Origin of the sequence: Plantactinospora alkalitolerans (assembly GCF_015690345.1) — a bacterium.
Lineage (GTDB): Bacteria > Actinomycetota > Actinomycetes > Mycobacteriales > Micromonosporaceae > Plantactinospora > Plantactinospora alkalitolerans.
The window spans coordinates 1-16669 of the sequence record NZ_JADPUN010000049.1 but is presented as its reverse complement, the minus strand read 5'-3'; the positions used below and the strand labels follow the sequence as shown (position 1 = coordinate 16669).

Below are 16669 nucleotides of genomic sequence, written 5' to 3'. Positions count from 1 at the left end.
GGTGACCGGGGCGGGGGTGGTGGCGCTGCTCACCGCCCTCTTCGCCCGGCGGGCCGGCGCCGCCTCGGTGGTCGTACTCGATCCGACGCCGCAGCGGCGGGCCGTCGCCGAGGCGCTCGGGCTGGAGACCCTCGATCCGGCGGACGGGGATCCGGCGGTGGTGTTGAAGACCCGGTGGCGGCATGCGGCCGGCGACCGGGGCGCCGACGTGGTCTTCCAGTGCCGGGGGCAGGCGTCCGCGCTGCATCTGGCGCTGCGACTGCTCCGGCCCCAGGGCACCGTCGTCGACCTCGCCTTCTATCAGGGCGGCGCGGACGCGGTCCGGCTCGGTACGGAGTTCCACCACAACGGGCTGTCGCTGCGCTGCGCGCAGATCGGCCGGGTACCCCGGGGGCTGGCCCCGACCTGGGACCGCGACCGCCTGTCGGCCGAGACGATCGCCCTGCTCGGGGAGTACGGCGACGCGCTGCGCAAACATCTCGTCTCGGCGGTGGTCCCGCTCGACGAGGCGCCCACGGTGCTGACCGACCTCGCCGCGCGCCGACGCCACGAACTACAGGTCGTGTTCGCCGCCTGACAGCCGGGCCGACGGCAGCGACCGGCCCGGTCGACGTGCGTGTGCGCGACGTGCGTGTGCGCGACGTGTGCGTGCCGCGTGCGCGGCCTCGGCGACGCTCCGTTCGCGGATTTCGCGGCGAACGGAGACACGGAATGGATGTACGACACGGCATCCGGGCCGAGGGCCTGGTCAAGCGGTTCGGTAGGACGACCGCGCTGGACGGGGTGGACCTGGCGGTCCGGCCGGGTACGGTGCTCGGGCTACTCGGCCCGAACGGCGCCGGCAAGACAACGGCGGTACGGATCTTCGCGACCCTGCTGCGGCCGGACGCCGGCCGGGTCGAGGTGGCGGGTCACGACGTGGTCCGCTCCGCCGACCAGGTACGGGCACTGATCGGGCTGACCGGCCAGTACGCGGCGGTCGACCAGGACCTGACCGGGGTCGAGAACCTGATGCTGATCGCCCGGCTGCTGGACTTGCGCCGGGCCGACGCCCGGCGCCGTGCCGACGAGTTGCTGGGTCGGTTCGGGCTCGCCGACGTGGCCGGTCGGGTCGTGAAGACGTACTCGGGGGGTATGCGTCGCCGGCTCGACCTGGCGGCGAGTCTGGTCAACCGGCCGGAGGTGCTGTTCCTCGACGAGCCGACCACCGGGCTGGATCCGCGCAGCCGGGGTGAGGTCTGGCAGTTGGTCCGGGCGATGGTCGCGGACGGGACGACGGTCCTGCTCACCACCCAGTACCTGGACGAGGCGGACCGGCTCGCCGACGAGATCGTGGTACTCGACCGGGGGAAGGTCGTCGCCGCCGGCAGCCCGGCCGAGCTGAAGGCGAAGGTCGGCGGCCGGACGTTGGACATCCGGGCCACCGAACCGACGGATCTGCCGGCGGTCGCCGCGCTCGTCGAGGCGAGTGTCGGCGTGGCCCCGGTGCCACATCCGGACGATCCCGGGCTGCTCTCCGTGCCGGTGCCGGACGCCGACGCCCTGCCGACGGTGGTACGCGCGCTGCACGACGGCGGGATCCCGGTGACCGAGCTGGCCCTGCGCCTGGCCAGCCTGGACGAGGTCTTCCTGGCGCTGACCGGTCACGGCACCGGGGAGGAGTCCTGATGGCCACCGTCGCCTCCGTACCGTCCACGTCGTCCGGTTCACCGCTCCGTCGCCGCCGTCCGGCCCGTACGCTGCGGCACGCCGGCATCCTCGCCGGGCGGGCGATACTCAAGATCCGTCGCGATCCGCAGCAACTGATCGACGTCACGCTGTCGCCGATCATCTTCGTCACGATGTTCGTGTTGCTCTTCGGGGGCGCGATCAGCGGCGGCGCGACCGACGGCGGCGATCGCCGCGACTACCTGCTGTTCGTGCTGCCCGGCATCATGGCGCAGGCGATCGTGCTGGCCAGCATGGGCACCGGGATCAACCTCGCCACCGACATCACCCGAGGCATCTTCGACCGGTTCCGCAGCCTGCCGATCGCCCGTTCCAGCCCGTTGACCGGGCTGATCCTCGGCGACGTGGTACGTCAGCTGGTCGCGCTGGCCGTGGTGATCCTGTACGGCGTGCTCCTCGGGTTCCGGTTCCGGACCGGGGTGCTGGCGGTGCTCGCCGGCTGTGGGCTGATCATGCTGTTCTCGTTCGCGCTCGGCTGGATCTGGGCGTACCTCGGACTGCTGGTCAGGTCGCCGCAGGGCGTACAGGGCACGGTGTTCCTGGTCGCGTTTCCGCTCACCTTCGCCAGCAACATCTTCGTACCGGCCGGCACGTTGCCGGGCTGGTTGCAGGGTTGGGTGGCGGTCAACCCGGTGTCGCAGCTCGCCGATACCGCCCGGGGGCTGATGGTCGGCGGCCCGGTGGCCGGTGCGCTGTGGCCGACGTTGGCCTGGATCGCGGGCATCGTGCTGGTCTTCGGGCCGCTGGCGGTGCTGCGGTACCGGCGCAGCACCTGACGACACCGGCTTCCACCCGGACGGCTGTCTCTCAAATATCGAGACGATTTTTCCACATAGTGGGCAGGCGTGCTTAGGTTGGCTACCGGACGCGATCGAGGGAGGGAACCGGATGGCGGGCACCCGGAACGTGTACACCCACGGGCATCACGAATCGGTGCTGCGGTCGCACCGCTGGCGTACCGCCGAGAACTCGGCCGGCCACCTGTTGCCGTACCTGACGCCGGGGATGTCGCTGCTCGACGTCGGCTGCGGACCGGGCACGATCACGGTCGACCTGGCCAGCCGGGTGACCCCAGGACGGGTCACCGCCACGGAGATCACGGACGACGCGTTGCAGCTGGCCCGCACCGAGGCCGCCGCGCGTGGTCAGCAGAACATCGACTTCGCGGTCGCCGACGTCCACGCCCTCGACCTGCCCGACGACGCGTTCGACCTGGTCCATGCCCACCAGGTCGTCCAACACGTCGCCGACCCGGTGCAGGCGCTGCGGGAGATGCGCCGGGTCTGCCGGCCCGGCGGTGTCGTCGCCGTCCGGGACAGCGACTACGCGGGGTTCACCTGGTTTCCGCAGCTGCCCGAGCTGGACGAGTGGCTCACCCTGTACCAGCGGGCCACCCGGGCCAACGGCGGCGAGCCGGACGCCGGACGCCGGTTGCTGTCCTGGGCCCACGCCGCCGGCTTCACCGACGTCACGGCGACTGCGAGCACCTGGTGCTTCGCCAACCCGGCGGACCGGCAGTGGTGGGGCGGGATGTGGGCGGAACGGATCCTGCGCTCGGACCTGGCCCGACAGTTGGTCACGTCCCGGCTGGCCACCGAGGACGACCTACGCCGCATCTCACAGGGTTGGCGAGCGTGGGCCGACGCCGAAGCCGGGTGGTTCGTCGTCCTGCACGGCGAGATCGTGTGCCGGCCCTGAAGACCGCCGGACAACCCCCGCGTGGGACGACCGACCACGTCGGGCCCGTGCGCAGACCGTAGGACATCTGTCCCTCGGATCGTAGGACGTCTCGGCCTGCCACCGCCCTCCCCCGACTCCGTAACGTCGAGGTCGCACACGTGAGCCACCGGCCAGGCCCGGTGGTCAACGAGCCGCCTTCCGTCGTCTTGAGTCTCAAGGAGGAAACCTGATGCCAGAGACGATCGAGATCGACCGTCAGGCCGGGCCGAGGTCCAGCGTCCGCCGGGCGGTCACCCTGGTGCTGGCCGCCAGCGCCGCACTCGTGATCTGGACGGTCGGCGTCCCGATCGCCGGCCTCGACCTGACGATCGGCTCCGGCGCGGCGGCGCAGTCCGTCGGACCCGCCTCGGTCGTGGTCGTACCGCTCCTGGCGGGCGGCGCGGCCTGGGCCCTGCTGGCTCTGCTCGAGGGCCGCCTGGGCAACGGTCGCCGCGTCTGGCGGATCACGGCCTGGACGCTGCTCGCGCTGTCACTGCTCGGACCGGCCGGCGCGGATGCCCCCGGGAAGGTGCTCGGCGTTCTGCTCGCCATGCACCTGGTCGTCGGAGTGACGCTGATCGTCGGGCTCGCGCCGTCGTCACCCGACCGGACACCGGAGCACTGAGTGGACGTGTCGACGGGAACCTACGACCGGACGACCGGCTGCGCCACGACCGAGCCGACGTTGGTGTGGGTCTCGCGCCACCCCGGCGCATGGTTTCCGCTGGCCTGGGCTCCCGTGCTCCTCGTCGCGCCGCTGATCAGTGCGCTGGCCGGCGGGCAGGCCGTCCGGGCGGCGTACCTGGTGCTGCTCGGCGCGACCTTTGCCGGCACGGTCTGGCTGCCGTACCGGACACATCCCCGGGTGCAGCGCAACTCCCAGGCGCTCCTCCTGCTCTTCGCCGCGTTGTGCACCGGCTACCTCGTGGCGTGGCATACGGACCGCCAGTTCATCTTCCCGCTGCTCGCGATCGCCACGGCCGTCGCCGTACGGCAGCGCTCGGCGGTCAGCGTGATCGCGTCGCTCACGATCAGCGGCGCGGTCGCCGTCGGGCTGGAGAGCCGTTCGCTGGAGACCGCCCTGGCCCTCGGCTTCTCGACGTTCTTCGCCGGTGCCGCGACCTTCCTCGTGCAGTACCTCGTCGGCATCGTCAGCGAACTGACCCGTACCCGGGAACAGCTCGCCCGGGCGGCGGTCGCCGAGGAGCGACTGCGGTTCTCCCGTGACCTGCACGACCTGCTCGGGCATACCCTGTCGGTCATGGTCGTGCAGGCCCAGGCGGTCCGGCGTCTGCTCGACAGGGACCCGGAGGCGGCAGTGGAACACGCCCGCGACATCGAGACCACCGGCCGGCAGGCCCTGGCCGAGGTACGCGACGCGGTCGGCGGATACCGGTCCGTACGCCTGGTCGAAGAACTCGCGAACGCCCGTACCGCGCTGGCCGCCGCCAACGTCCGGGTCGACGTCACGTCGCCGGCGGTCCCGCTCGACCCACGGGTCGACTCGCTGCTGGGCTGGGTCGTCCGGGAGGGTACGACGAACGTGTTGCGGCACGCCAGGGCCCGCGGTTGCCGGATCACGGTGGGATTCGATGGCAGGGTCGCCAGCGTGGACATCGTCAACGACGGACCCGGCGGTACGGGCGGCGAGGGCAGCGGCCTGCGCGGCCTGCGGGAGCGCGTCACCGACCTCGGCGGCGAGCTGACCGTGACGGCGACAGCGTCCGAGTTCCGCCTGGCGGCGTCCGTGCCCGTGCACCCGGAGCCGGGACGGCGCTGATGTCCGCCGCCACCAGGATCCTGATCGGCGAGGACCAGGGCATGCTGCGCTCGGCGCTGGCGACCCTGTTGAACCTCGAGGAGGACATGCGGGTCGTGGCGGCGGTCGCCCGCGGCGACGAGGTCCTGGCTGCGGTCCGGGATGAGCGTCCGGACGTCGTACTGCTCGACATCGAACTTCCCGGGATCAGCGGCCTCGACCTGATCGCCGACGTGACCCGTACGCTGCCCGGCTGCGTCGTCATCATCGTCACGACGTTCGGCCGCCCCGGTTACCTGCGGCGTGCCCTGGGATCCGGTGCGAAGGGGTTCCTGGTGAAGGACGATCCGGTCGAGGAGCTGGCCGCTTCCATCCGTCGGGTGCTCGCCGGTGAGATCGTCGTCAATCCGCAGCTGGCCGCGCAGGCGCTCAGCGCCAGCCCGAACCCGCTGTCGGACCGGGAACGGCAGGTTCTGCACGCCTCGTCGGGCGGCGCGACGATCGTCGACATCGCCGCCCGGCTGCACCTGTCGGCCAGTACCGTGCGCAACTATCTGTCCTCGGCGATCGGCAAGACCAACGCCCGCAACCGCAACGAGGCGCTCGGTCTCGCCCGGGACCACGGCTGGCTCTGAGCCCGCCCGGTCCCGGGTAGCTCAGAACGGCGGATCGGCCCCGATCCGTTCCGTCAGGACCGTGATCGCCCTCTCCAGCGGTTCCCGCGCACCCGCGGCGTGGGCCGCCCGATACTCCTGCCCGAGCACGGTCCTGGCCGACTCCGCGGTCGCCGCGACGTCGGGATCGCCCACCGCCGGTACCCCCCGGATCGCCTCGGCGAGCCCGAGCAGGTACGCCGTACCGGCCGGATCGCCCTCGGCGAGGACGATCCCCGCCAGCGCCACACCGGCGTCGGCCAGGCCCGGCCGGTTCCGGCCCGACGTCACCGCCGACAGCAGTTCGCGGACGTACCCGCGCGCCGCGGTCGGGTTCCCGCGCGAGGTCGCGGTCAACGCCAGGCCGAGCAGTGCCGGCGCCCGCAACTCCGCCCGCACCACCTGACCGGTGGCGGCCAGCGCCTCGACGGCGCCCCGGTACGCCTGCTCCGCCGTGATCAGATCGCCGCTCCGTCGGGCCAGCTCCGCCGTGCCGAGGCTGAGCAGCACCTGACGGGCGGGAAAGCCCGCCAGGCGCGCCTCCCGGGCGGCCCGGTCCAGGTCGGCGCGCGCCCCCGCCAGATCGCCGGCCCGGCAGCGCAACAGGCCGAGCCGGAAGGACATCTGCGTCGTGTCGTCCCGCGCACCCAGTTCGGTGGCGAGCCGCAGCGCCTCCTCCAGGTGGCCGATCGCGGCGGCGTGGTCGCCACGCAGCGCGCTGCTCTCGGCCAGCCCGGCGACCGCGATCCCGATCCCCCACCGGTCGCCGATCGCACGGAACCCAGTCAGCGCCGCGGCATAGTCCCGCTCACCGGCGGCGGAGTCGCCGAGCTTCGTACGCAGCGAGCCGCGCAGCGCGAGTCCGGCCGTGGAAGCCCACGGGTCGGGGTGCGCCAGCACCGCCGGCAGTCGGGACCAGGCCAGCTCGTCGTCGCCGGCGTACACCGCCGACAGTGGTCCGGCCAGCGCCACGAACGGATCGGCGAGGCCGTCCAGCGCCTCGGCCTCGGCCAGCGCCGCCCGGTTGCCGGCCAGGTCGCCGGGGCCGATCCGGAACAGCGCGTGGTACGCGAGCGCGACGGCACGCGGCCGGGCCGGCGTGGTACCCGGCACGGCGAGACACCGCGCCAGCCAGGTCGCCGCTTCGTCGTGTGCGCTGCGCAGCGACCAGAACCGGCACAGCGCGGCGGCCAGCCGTACCGCCGTCGGCGCGTCGGCGGAGTCGACCGCCCAGCGCAGTGCGGCGCCGAGGTTCTCCCGGTCGGCGCTCAGCCTGGCCAGCCACCGCACCTGGTCGGGTCCGCGCAGCGCCGGATCCGCGGTCTCGGCGAGCCGGAGAAAGTGCGCCGCGTGCGCCGTCCGGGCCCGGTCGGCCTCGCCGGCCTCGTCGAGCCGCTCGGTGGCGTAGTCGCGGATGGTCTCCAACATCCGGTACCGGCCGTCGGCGAACGTCACCAGTGACTTGTCGACGAGCCCACCGAGAGCCTCCAGCACCGCCTGATCATCCGGCGCTACTGGAGTATCCGGCGCTGCCGGAGTTCCCGCACGGACCGCCCCGGCGGAAGCTCCCGCGCAGACCGCCTCGACGGTGTCGAGCGTGGCGCCGTCGAGGAAGACCGAGAACCAGCGGGCCAGCCGCTGCTCGTCCGGGCCGAGCAGGCCCCAGCTCCACTCGACGACCGCCCGCAGGGTGCGGTGCCGGGGCAGGGCGACCCGACTGCCGCCGGTGAGCAGCCGGAACCGGTCGCCGAGCCGGGCCGCGACCTGGTCCACCGGCAGGGTACGCAGCCGTGCGGTGGCCAGCTCGATCGCGAGCGGCAGCCCGTCCAGCCGGCGGCAGATCCGTACCACGTCCGGCACGGTGGCCGGGGTGACCGCGAACGCCGGCTGTACGGCGGCGGCCCGGTCGGCGAAGAGGCGTACCGCCGGAAAGGTCAGGGCTCCGGCGGTGTCGACGGCGCCGGGCGGCGTCGACAGTGGTGCGACCGGGCACAGCGTTTCACCGGTGATGGCCAGCGGCTCCCGGCTGGTGGCGAGGATGCGCAGCTCCGGGCACCCGCCGAGCAGCGCGTCCGCGATCCGGGCGCACTCGGAGACCAGGTGCTCGCAGTTGTCCAGCACGATGAGCAGCCGTTTGTCCGCCAACGCCTCCAGCAGGCGACCCAGCAGGTCACCGCCGCCGGGACCCGACGGGACGCGCAACCGCAGCGCCTCGGCCAGCGCCCGGGGCACCTCCTCGGGGCGGCGTACCGGAGCCAGCTCGACCAGCCATCCGCCGTCGGGGGCCCGGCCGGCGTTGGCCCGCGCGGTCTCGGTCGCCAGCCGGGTCTTGCCGACCCCGCCCGGCCCCACCAAGGTGACCAGCCGACTCTGTTGGAGCAGCCCGGTCAGCCGGGCGACGTCCGCGTCCCGGCCGACGAAGCTGGTCAGCGGGGCCCGCAGGTTTCCGCGCGGCCCGTTCTCGGCGCGGAGGATCGTGGTGTGCAGCGCCGCCAGTTCCGCAGACGGGTCGACGCCCAGCTCCTCGGCGAGGGTCCGGCGCAGGTCCTGGTACGCCCGCAGCGCCTCGCCCGGCCGCCCGGCGTCGCGCAGCGCCCGCATCAGCAGCCCGTACGGGCGCTCGCGCAGCGGGTGTGCGGCGGTCAGTTCGGTGCACCTGGCCACGAGACCGGCACCGCCGCCACGCTGGAGATCCGCCTCGATCCGATCCTCTACGGCGGTCAGCCGCAGGTCGGTGAGTCGGGCCGCCGGAGCCTGGACGAAGTCGGCGTCGGCGACGTCGGCGAACGCCGGTCCGCGCCACAGTGCGAGGGCCTCGTCCAGCAGCTTCGCCGCCACCGCCGGCTCGCCGCTGGCGACCGCCTCGGAACCGGCCGCCGCCAGCCGCTCGAACTCGACCGAGTCGAGCTGCTCCGGCGCGACATCGAGCCGGTAGGCGCCCGACCGGCCGCCGAGTCGGGCCGGCTCCGGCAGTGTTCGGCGCAACCGGAACACCAGGGTCTGCAACGCGTTCGCCGCACCCGCCGAGCGGGTCTCGCCCCAGACGGCGTCGATCAGGGCGTCGGCGGTCACCAGTTGACCGGTGTCCAGCGCGAGCCGGATCAGCAGCCGGCGCAGCCTGGCCCCGCTGACGTCGACGGTCCGGCCGTCGTCGCCGAGAACGACCAGCGGGCCGAGCAGCCCGATCCGCACCAGAACCTCCCGACGGCCGGCCCGCACCCTTCCCGGCCAGCGTACGGGTGGAGCCCGCCGATTCCGCGACCCGGCGGAGCCGCCGGTGCGGCACGCAGGGTGCTTTGATGGGTGTCATGGAGGTCACCCGGGACGGGCGGAGCTGGCGGATCGGCACGGCCGCCGACGTCGCCTGGATCGCCGGCCGCACCACCCAGGGACCGTCCGTCACCACCGCGATCCCGCCGGTCTTCGACGCCTACGCCACCTTCCACCCGCCAGACGGCAGAAGTTTCGAGGTCCACGAACGCGCCGTGGTCGACGAACTCGCCGCGCACACCCCGGACCAGCCCTGGTGGCTGGGCTATCTCGACACCGGCGCGCACGACATCGTCTTCCCCGCCGCGCCGAAGGTGTCCCTCTACTGGGACTGGCGCTACCTGCTGGTCGAGGCCGGACCCGAGCAGGCCCTCACCTGGCGGACCGGTCACATGCGGGGTGCGGGACCGCTGCCCGACCTGATCTTCCCCGAGGATCGCTCCTGGCTCGTCTCCGCGCTCTGGGACGACGCCTGGACCGACATCGGCGGCACCACCGCCCTGATCACCGCCCTGCACCGCAATTCGCTGGTCAACGCCCGCCCGGTCGGACCCGACGAGGACGCCCTCCCACCGGGACTCACCCGCGACTAGGCGGGAATTCGCCGGTCAGCGCCCGCCAACTGCCGCCAAGGCCCGGCAGAGCCGACCCGGCCGGCATGCCGCCGCCAAGGCCCGGCAGAGCCGACCCGGCCGGCATGCCGCCGCCCGGGTCGGCGTCGGCTCAGCGTGCCACCGGTGCGGCGAGCGCCTGCGCGGACGACGTCACCGGCGCCGGTAGCTGCCCCGGCCCGCCCAGGTAGCGGTCGATCGCGGCGGCGGCGGCCCGGCCCTCGGCGATCGCCCAGACGATCAGCGAGGCACCCCGGTGCATGTCTCCGGCGACGAAGACACCCGGCGTACCGGCCTGCCACTCGGCATCCGAGTCGATCGCACCACGCCGGTTGCGGACCACACCGAGCTGGTCGAGCAGTGGCTGCTCCTCGGTGCCTTCGAAGCCGATGGCGAGCAGCACGAGGTCGGCCGGCAGCTCCCGCTCCGAGCCGGGCACCACGGTCAGGAAACGCTGACCGTCCCGCTTCTCGACCGTGACCTCGGCGATCCGGACCGCGCGCACCTGGCCGGTGCCATCGTCCACGAACTCCTGCACCGCGACCGCGAAGACACGCTCGCCACCCTCCTCGTGCGCCGGGTACTCCCGCATGATCCACGGCCAGGTCGGCCACGGGTCGCGGGCCTCGTCACGCTCGTGCGGCGGTCGCGGGTACAGGTCGAGCTGGTGTACGCCGGCCGCGCCCTGCCGATGCGCCACGCCCAGGCAGTCGGCCGCCGTGTCGCCGCCCCCGATGATGACCACGTGCTTGCCGGCCGCGTCGATCGGCGTCGACGACTCCCGGCCGTTCACGCCGAGCTGGCCACCGGCCGCGGCGGCGACCGTGCGGTTCGACGCCACCAGATGCTCCATCGCCTGGTGCACGCCACGCAGCGCGCGGCCCGGCGTCGCCGGGGTGTCCCGTCCGGCGAGGGCACCGCAGGCGAGCAACACCGCGTCGTGCTCGGCCCGGAGCTGCTCGGCGGTGACGTCGACGCCGACGTTCACGCCGGTCCGGAACTGCACGCCCTCGGCGGTGAGCTGGGCCAGCCGCCGGTCGACGTGTTCCTTCTCCAGCTTGAAGTCGGGGATGCCGTACCGGAGCAGGCCGCCGATCGCGTCGTCCCGCTCGTACACCGTCACCGCGTGACCGGCCCGGACGAGTTGCTGCGCGGCGGCGAGTCCGGCCGGGCCGGAACCGATCACCGCGACCCGCTTGCCGGACGGCTCCGGCACCTCCTGCGGGGTCACCAGGTCCAGGTCGAAGGCCCGGTTGACGATCTCGACCTCGACCTGCTTGATGGTGACCGGCGCACCTCCGGCGATACCCAGTACGCAGGCCGCCTCACAGGGCGCCGGGCAGAGCCGCCCGGTGAACTCCGGAAAGTTGTTGGTGGCGTGCAGCGACTCGATGGCGGTCGCCCAGTTGCCGGTCCGGACCAGGTCGTTCCAGTCCGGGATGCGGTTGCCGAGCGGGCAGCCGTCGTGGCAGAACGGGATGCCGCAGTCCATGCACCGGGTGGCCTGCTCACGGATCAGGGGCTCGTCGGCGGACGGATACACCTCGCGCCAGTCGGAGATCCGTACCGGCACCGGGCGGCGGGCCGGAAGCTTCCGGTCGTACCGGAGGAAACCGTTCGGGTCAGGCACGAGCCACCTCCTGGGAGGGCCGCGAACCGGAGGTGACCGGCCGGGCGGGGGACGCGGGCGGGGCGGCCGGCGCGGCACCGGACGCCGGCTGGACGGGTACGGCCGGTGCGGCGGCCGGCACCGCCAGGGCGGTCATCACCGCGTCGTCGACGTCGCGCCCCTCCGCCTCGGCGATCCGCATGATCTCCCGGACCCGCTTGTAGTCGCGCGGCACCACCGCGGTGAACTCCTCCACCGCCTCCGGCCAGCGCTTGAGCAGCGCCTCCGCGACGGACGAGTCGGTCTCGGCGAAGTGCCGCTGCACCAGGTCGTGCAGGCCGACCCGCTCGTCGTCGGTCAACGGTGCCAGGTCCACCAGTTCGGTGTTGACCCGGCGGCGGTCGAGTTGCCACACGAACGCCGTACCGCCGGACATGCCGGCGGCGAAGTTCCGCCCGGTCCCGCCGAGCACCACCACCGTGCCGCCGGTCATGTACTCGCAGCCGTGGTCACCGACCCCCTCGACGACGGTCACCGCTCCGGAGTTACGGACCGCGAAGCGCTCGCCGACCCGGCCACGCAGGAACAGCTCGCCGCCGGTGGCGCCGTACAGGATGGTGTTGCCGGCGATGATCTGGTCCTCGGCCCGGCCGTTCGGTCCGGGTGGGGTGTCCAGCCCGCCGGCGAACGGCGCGGCCGGGTCGGGGCGGACCACGATCCGCCCGCCGGACAGTCCCTTGCCGACGTAGTCGTTGGCGTCGCCGGACAGCCGCAGCGTCACGCCGCAGGGCAGGAAGGCACCGAAGGACTGGCCGGCGGTGCCGGTGAGGTCGAACTCGATGGTGTCGGCCGGCAGGCCGGCCCCGCCGAAGCGCCGGGTGACGACACCGCCGAGCATCGCACCGACGCTGCGGTGTTCGTTGCGGACCGTCACCGCGGCCCGGACCCGGGTACCCGACGCCGAGTCCCGCGCCTCGCCGCCGGAGTCCGCGTCGCCGCCCAGCACCGGTGCGGCGAGGGCGAGCAGTTCGTTGTCCAGGGACCGGTCCAGCCCGTGGTCCTGGGCCCGTACGCCCCGCCGGGCGGCTCCGGCCGGCAGCTCCGGCACGTGGAGTACGGGACGCAGGTCCAGCCCGTGTGCCTTCCAGTGGTCCAGGGCGGGGGCGAAGTCGAGCAGCTCGGTCGCGCCGATCGCCTCCTCCAGCGAGCGGAAGCCCAGCTCGGCGAGGTAGCCCCGGACCTCCTCGGCGAGGAAGAGGAAGAAGTTCTCCACGAACTCGGGGCGCCCGGTGAAGCGCTCGCGCAGCACCGGGTTCTGGGTGGCGATGCCGACCGGGCAGGTGTCCAGGTGGCAGACCCGCATCATGACGCAGCCGGCGACGATCAGCGGGGCGGTGGCGAAGCCGTACTCCTCGGCGCCGAGCAGCGCCGCGATCACGATGTCCCGGCCGGTCTTGAGCTGGCCGTCCACCTGCACGGTGACCCGGTCGCGGAGCCGGTTGAGCAGCAGCGTCTGCTGCGCCTCGGCCAGACCCAGTTCCCACGGGGTGCCGGCGTGCTTGAGCGAGTTCAGCGGGGAGGCGCCGGTGCCGCCGTCGTGTCCGGAGATCAGGATGACGTCGGCCTTGAGCTTGGCGACCCCGGCCGCGACGGTGCCGACCCCGATCTCGCTGACCAGCTTGACGTGCACCCGGGCCGCCGGGTTGACGCTCTTCAGGTCGTGGACGAGCTGCGCCAGGTCCTCGATCGAGTAGATGTCGTGGTGCGGCGGCGGAGAGATCAGCCCGACTCCCGGGGTGGCGTGCCGGGTCCGGGCGATCCACGGCCAGACCTTGTTGCCGGGAAGCTGGCCGCCCTCGCCGGGCTTGGCGCCCTGGGCCATCTTGATCTGGATGTCGTCGGCGTTGACCAGGTACTCGCTGGTCACCCCGAACCGGCCGCTGGCGACCTGCTTGACCGCCGAGCGCCGGGACGGGTCGTAGAGCCGCTCGACGTCCTCGCCGCCCTCGCCGGTGTTCGACTTGCCGCCGAGGCGGTTCATCGCGATGGCCAGGGTCTCGTGTGCCTCGGCCGAGATCGACCCGTACGACATGGCGCCGGTGGCGAACCGCCGGACGATCTCGCTGGCCGGCTCCACCTCGTCGAGTGGGACGGGCTCGCGTACTCCGGTGCGGAGGGTGAACAGCCCGCGCAGCGAGCCGGCCTGCCGGGCCAGGTCGTCGACCTTGGCGGTGTACTGCCGGAAGACGTCGTACTGCCGGGACCGGGTGGCGTGCTGGAGCAGGAAGACCGTCTCCGGGTTGAACAGGTGCAGTTCGCCCTCGCGGCGCCACTGGTACTCGCCGCCGACCTCCAGCGGCCGGTGGTTGAGCGCTCCGGTGTTCTCGGCGTACGCCCGGGTGTGCCGGGCGGCCACCTCGGCGTGGATCTCGGCCAGCCCGATGCCGCCGATCTTGCCCGCCGTGCCGGCGAAGTAGCGCTGCACCAGGCGGTTGTCCAGGCCGACCGCCTCGAAGACCTGGGCACCGCAGTACGAGGAGACGGTGGAGATGCCCATCTTCGACATGATCTTCAGGACGCCCTTGCCGAGCGCCTTGACGTAGTTGCGGATCGCTTTCGCGGGCTCGATCCCGGTCAGCGCGCCCGTGTTGACGAGGTCCTCGACCGACTCGAAGGCCAGGTACGGGTTGACGGCGGCGGCGCCGTAGCCGATCAGCAGGGCCGTGTGGTGCACCTCGCGGCAGTCGCCGGCCTCCACGACCAACGCCACCTGGGTGCGGGTCTGCTCCCGGACCAGGTGCTGGTGCACGGCGGCGGTGAGCAGCAGCGACGGGATCGGCGCCAGGTCGGCGGTGGAGTCGCGGTCGGAGAGGACCAGGATGCGTACGCCGTCCTCGATCGCCTCGGAGACGTGCCGGCAGATCTCGGTCAGCCGGGCCTTCATCCCGGTCGCGCCGTCCCGGATCCGGTAGAGCCCGGAAACCCGGACCGCCTTGAAGCCGGGCAGGTCGCCGTCGGCGTCGATTTTGAGAATCTTGGCCAGCTCGTCGTTGTCGATCACCGGGTAGGGGAGCACGACCTGCCGGCAGCTCGCCGCGCTCGGGTCGAGCAGGTTTCCCTCCGGCCCGATGGTCGCCTGCAGGCTGGTCACCAGTTCCTCCCGGATGGCGTCCAGCGGCGGGTTGGTCACCTGGGCGAAGAGCTGGTGGAAGTAGTCGTAGAGCAGCCGGGGCCGGGTGGACAGCGGCGAGATCGGGGTGTCGGTGCCCATCGAGCCGACCGGTTCGGCACCGGCCCGGGCCATCGGGCCGAGCAGGATCTTCAGCTCCTCCTCGGTGTAGCCGAAGGTCTGCTGCCGGCGCTGGACGGAGTGGTGGCCGTAGACGGTGTGCCGGCGCGGCGGCAGGTCGGCCAGGTCGATCAGGCCGGCGTGCAGCCAGTCGTCGTACGGCTGCTCGACCGCCAGCTCGGACTTGATCTCGTCGTCCAGGACGATCCGCCCGGCGGCGGTGTCGACCAGGAACATTTTGCCGGGTTGCAGCCGCCCCTTGGCCACCACGCTCGCCGGGTCGAGGTCGAGCACGCCGGCCTCGCTGCCCAGCACCACCAGGCCGCCTGCGGTGAGCCACCAGCGGCCCGGCCGCAGCCCGTTCCGGTCGAGTACGGCGCCGACCAGCGAGCCGTCGGTGAAGGCGACCGACGCCGGGCCGTCCCACGGCTCCATCAGGCTGGCGTGGAAGCGGTAGAACGCCCGCTTCGCCGGGGCCATGTCCGGGTCGTTCTCCCACGCCTCGGGGATCATCATCAGCACCGCGTGCGGCAGGCTGCGCCCGGCCAGGTGCAGCAGCTCCAGGACCTCGTCGAAGTTGGCCGAGTCGGAGGCGGCCGGGGTGCAGATCGGGAAGAGCCGCTTGATGTTCCCGGGAATGTTGGGGCTGCGCAGCAGCGCCTCCCGGGCCTGCATCCAGTTCTTGTTGCCCCGGATCGTGTTGATCTCGCCGTTGTGCGCGATGAACCGGTACGGGTGGGCCAGCGGCCAGGACGGGAAGGTGTTGGTGGAGAACCGCGAGTGCACCAGGGCGATCGCGCTGGTCATCCGGGGATCGGTCAGGTCCGGGAAGAACTCCGGAAGCTGGTCCGGGGTGAGCATGCCCTTGTAGACCATGGTCCGGCTGGACAGTGACGGGAAGTACGCCGGCACACCCCGCTCGGCGGTCTCCCGCTCGGCCTGCTTGCGGACGCAGAACGCCACCCGGTCCAGGTCGAGGCCGGTCAGTGCGCTGCCGGCGGAACCCGCCGGGGAGTCGGTCAGCCGGTCGGCGGCGAGGAAGACCTGCCGGATCCGGGGCCGGGCAGCCAGTGCGGTTTCGCCGAGATCATCCGGCTTGACCGGTACGTCCCGCCAACCGAGGATCTCGGCGCCCTCGACCAGGGCGTACTTCTCCAGCACCGTCCGGGCCCGCGCCTCGTCGGCCGGGTCGGTGGGCAGGAAGACCAGCCCGGTGGCGTACTGCCCGGCCGGCGGCAACGGGAAGTCGACCACGGCCCGCAGGAAGGCGTCCGGCACCTGGAGCATGATCCCGGCACCGTCGCCGGTGTTCTGCTCCGCACCCCGGGCCCCCCGGTGGTCCAGCCGGCAGAGCGCGGCGAGACCCTTCGCGACCACGTCGTGCGAGCGGCGACCGTGCAGGTCCGCCACGAACGCCACCCCGCAGGCGTCCCGCTCCGTGCCCGGGTCGTAGAGCCCCTGCGGCTCCGGTGTTCCCGCCAGCCGAAGCGTGAACTCCGGGACGTGAGCACCGCCCGTCAACTCGAGGTCGGCACCCGCCGACGAGGAGAGGTGCGGTTCCTGGGGGTACGGGAAGGCCACCGGGGCTCCTGTCGTCATTCACGTTCAATCATTAGGTCGGGACGACGTCGGCCCTGATGGGTCTCTCGAGTCTACGTTAGGGGCTGGCGGGGTCCACCAGTTCGAACTGATCACAGCCAGCCGAATTGATCACATGCCCGGGATCCGCTACGTGTACGCTCCCCCGGTGGCTTCTGTGCGAGACGAGCCGTTTGACCGGTTGGAACGCTTTTACGATGCGGTACCCCGTGACGGGGCACACACGGAGGACTTCGGCGGGCTGGTTCTCTTCGTCCGTGACGGAGCTGGCTGGCCATTCTACGCCCGCCCGCGACTGCACGCCACGGAGCCGCCGTCGGCGGCCGACATCGCCGCCGTCCGCCAGCGGCAGCGCGACCTCGGCCTGCCGGAGGCGTTCGAGTGGGTCCACGACAACAATCCCGAACTGCTGGCGGTGGCCCGGTCGGCGGG

The 16669-nt window shown here is 72.7% G+C and carries 11 protein-coding genes and 1 pseudogene; 9 read left to right on the top strand and 3 right to left on the bottom strand.

What is annotated here, in order from left to right; genetic code table 11:
- From I0C86_RS02945 to I0C86_RS02915, 7 genes are all read left to right on the top strand, one after another.
- Window positions 1-577, top strand: a 577-nt coding sequence (locus I0C86_RS02945) for a zinc-binding dehydrogenase (RefSeq protein WP_196199624.1), incomplete at its 5' end; no start/stop codon positions are given.
- Between the two features lie 134 nt (window positions 578-711).
- Window positions 712-1668: an ATP-binding cassette domain-containing protein gene (locus tag I0C86_RS02940; RefSeq protein ID WP_196199623.1), complete on the top strand. Its 957-nt coding sequence runs from the start codon at window positions 712-714 to the stop codon at window positions 1666-1668.
- Window positions 1668-2504, top strand: coding sequence for an ABC transporter permease (locus tag I0C86_RS02935; protein ID WP_196199622.1), 837 nt, complete (start codon window positions 1668-1670; stop codon window positions 2502-2504). The genes I0C86_RS02940 and I0C86_RS02935 overlap by 1 nt, the downstream gene beginning before the upstream one ends.
- A 130-nt stretch (window positions 2505-2634) precedes the next feature.
- Window positions 2635-3426, top strand: a complete 792-nt coding sequence (locus tag I0C86_RS02930) for a class I SAM-dependent methyltransferase (protein ID WP_196199626.1) — start codon at window positions 2635-2637, stop codon at window positions 3424-3426.
- A gap of 211 nt (window positions 3427-3637) precedes the next feature.
- Entirely contained in the window at window positions 3638-4072 is a 435-nt protein-coding gene (locus tag I0C86_RS02925) for a DUF6069 family protein (RefSeq protein WP_196199621.1), read from the top strand.
- A 6-nt stretch (window positions 4073-4078) separates the two neighbouring features.
- Window positions 4079-5227, top strand: a complete 1149-nt coding sequence (locus tag I0C86_RS44305; protein ID WP_196199620.1) for a sensor histidine kinase — start codon at window positions 4079-4081, stop codon at window positions 5225-5227.
- Entirely contained in the window at window positions 5227-5841 is a 615-nt protein-coding gene (locus tag I0C86_RS02915; protein WP_196199619.1) for a response regulator transcription factor, read from the top strand. The genes I0C86_RS44305 and I0C86_RS02915 overlap by 1 nt, the downstream gene beginning before the upstream one ends.
- Before the next feature lie 21 nt (window positions 5842-5862).
- Here the strand turns inward: I0C86_RS02915 and I0C86_RS02910 are convergent, their stop codons facing one another.
- The gene (locus tag I0C86_RS02910) at window positions 5863-9051 is read right to left on the bottom strand and encodes a BTAD domain-containing putative transcriptional regulator (protein WP_196199618.1); all 3189 of its coding nucleotides are present in this window, start codon (window positions 9049-9051) and stop codon (window positions 5863-5865) included.
- A gap of 107 nt (window positions 9052-9158) precedes the next feature.
- Here I0C86_RS02910 and I0C86_RS02905 point away from each other — a divergent pair, with 107 nt between their 5' ends.
- On the top strand, window positions 9159-9722 hold the full coding sequence (locus tag I0C86_RS02905; protein ID WP_230393456.1) for a hypothetical protein: 564 nt from the start codon (window positions 9159-9161) through the stop codon (window positions 9720-9722).
- 130 nt (window positions 9723-9852) lie between these two features.
- On the opposite strand, the gene I0C86_RS02900 is transcribed toward I0C86_RS02905, so the two are convergent.
- Both I0C86_RS02900 and gltB read right to left on the bottom strand, forming a co-directional pair.
- Window positions 9853-11370 (bottom strand): glutamate synthase subunit beta, encoded by a 1518-nt coding sequence (locus tag I0C86_RS02900; protein ID WP_196199617.1) that lies wholly within the window; start codon window positions 11368-11370, stop codon window positions 9853-9855.
- Entirely contained in the window at window positions 11363-16120 is a 4758-nt protein-coding gene (gene gltB / locus I0C86_RS02895; protein WP_230393458.1) for a glutamate synthase large subunit, read from the bottom strand. Before gltB ends, I0C86_RS02900 begins: the two co-directional genes overlap by 8 nt.
- 265 nt (window positions 16121-16385) lie before the next feature.
- On the opposite strand from gltB, the pseudogene I0C86_RS02890 reads away from it, so the two are divergent.
- Window positions 16386-16669 (top strand): annotated as a pseudogene (locus I0C86_RS02890) (GNAT family N-acetyltransferase); the annotation flags it as partial.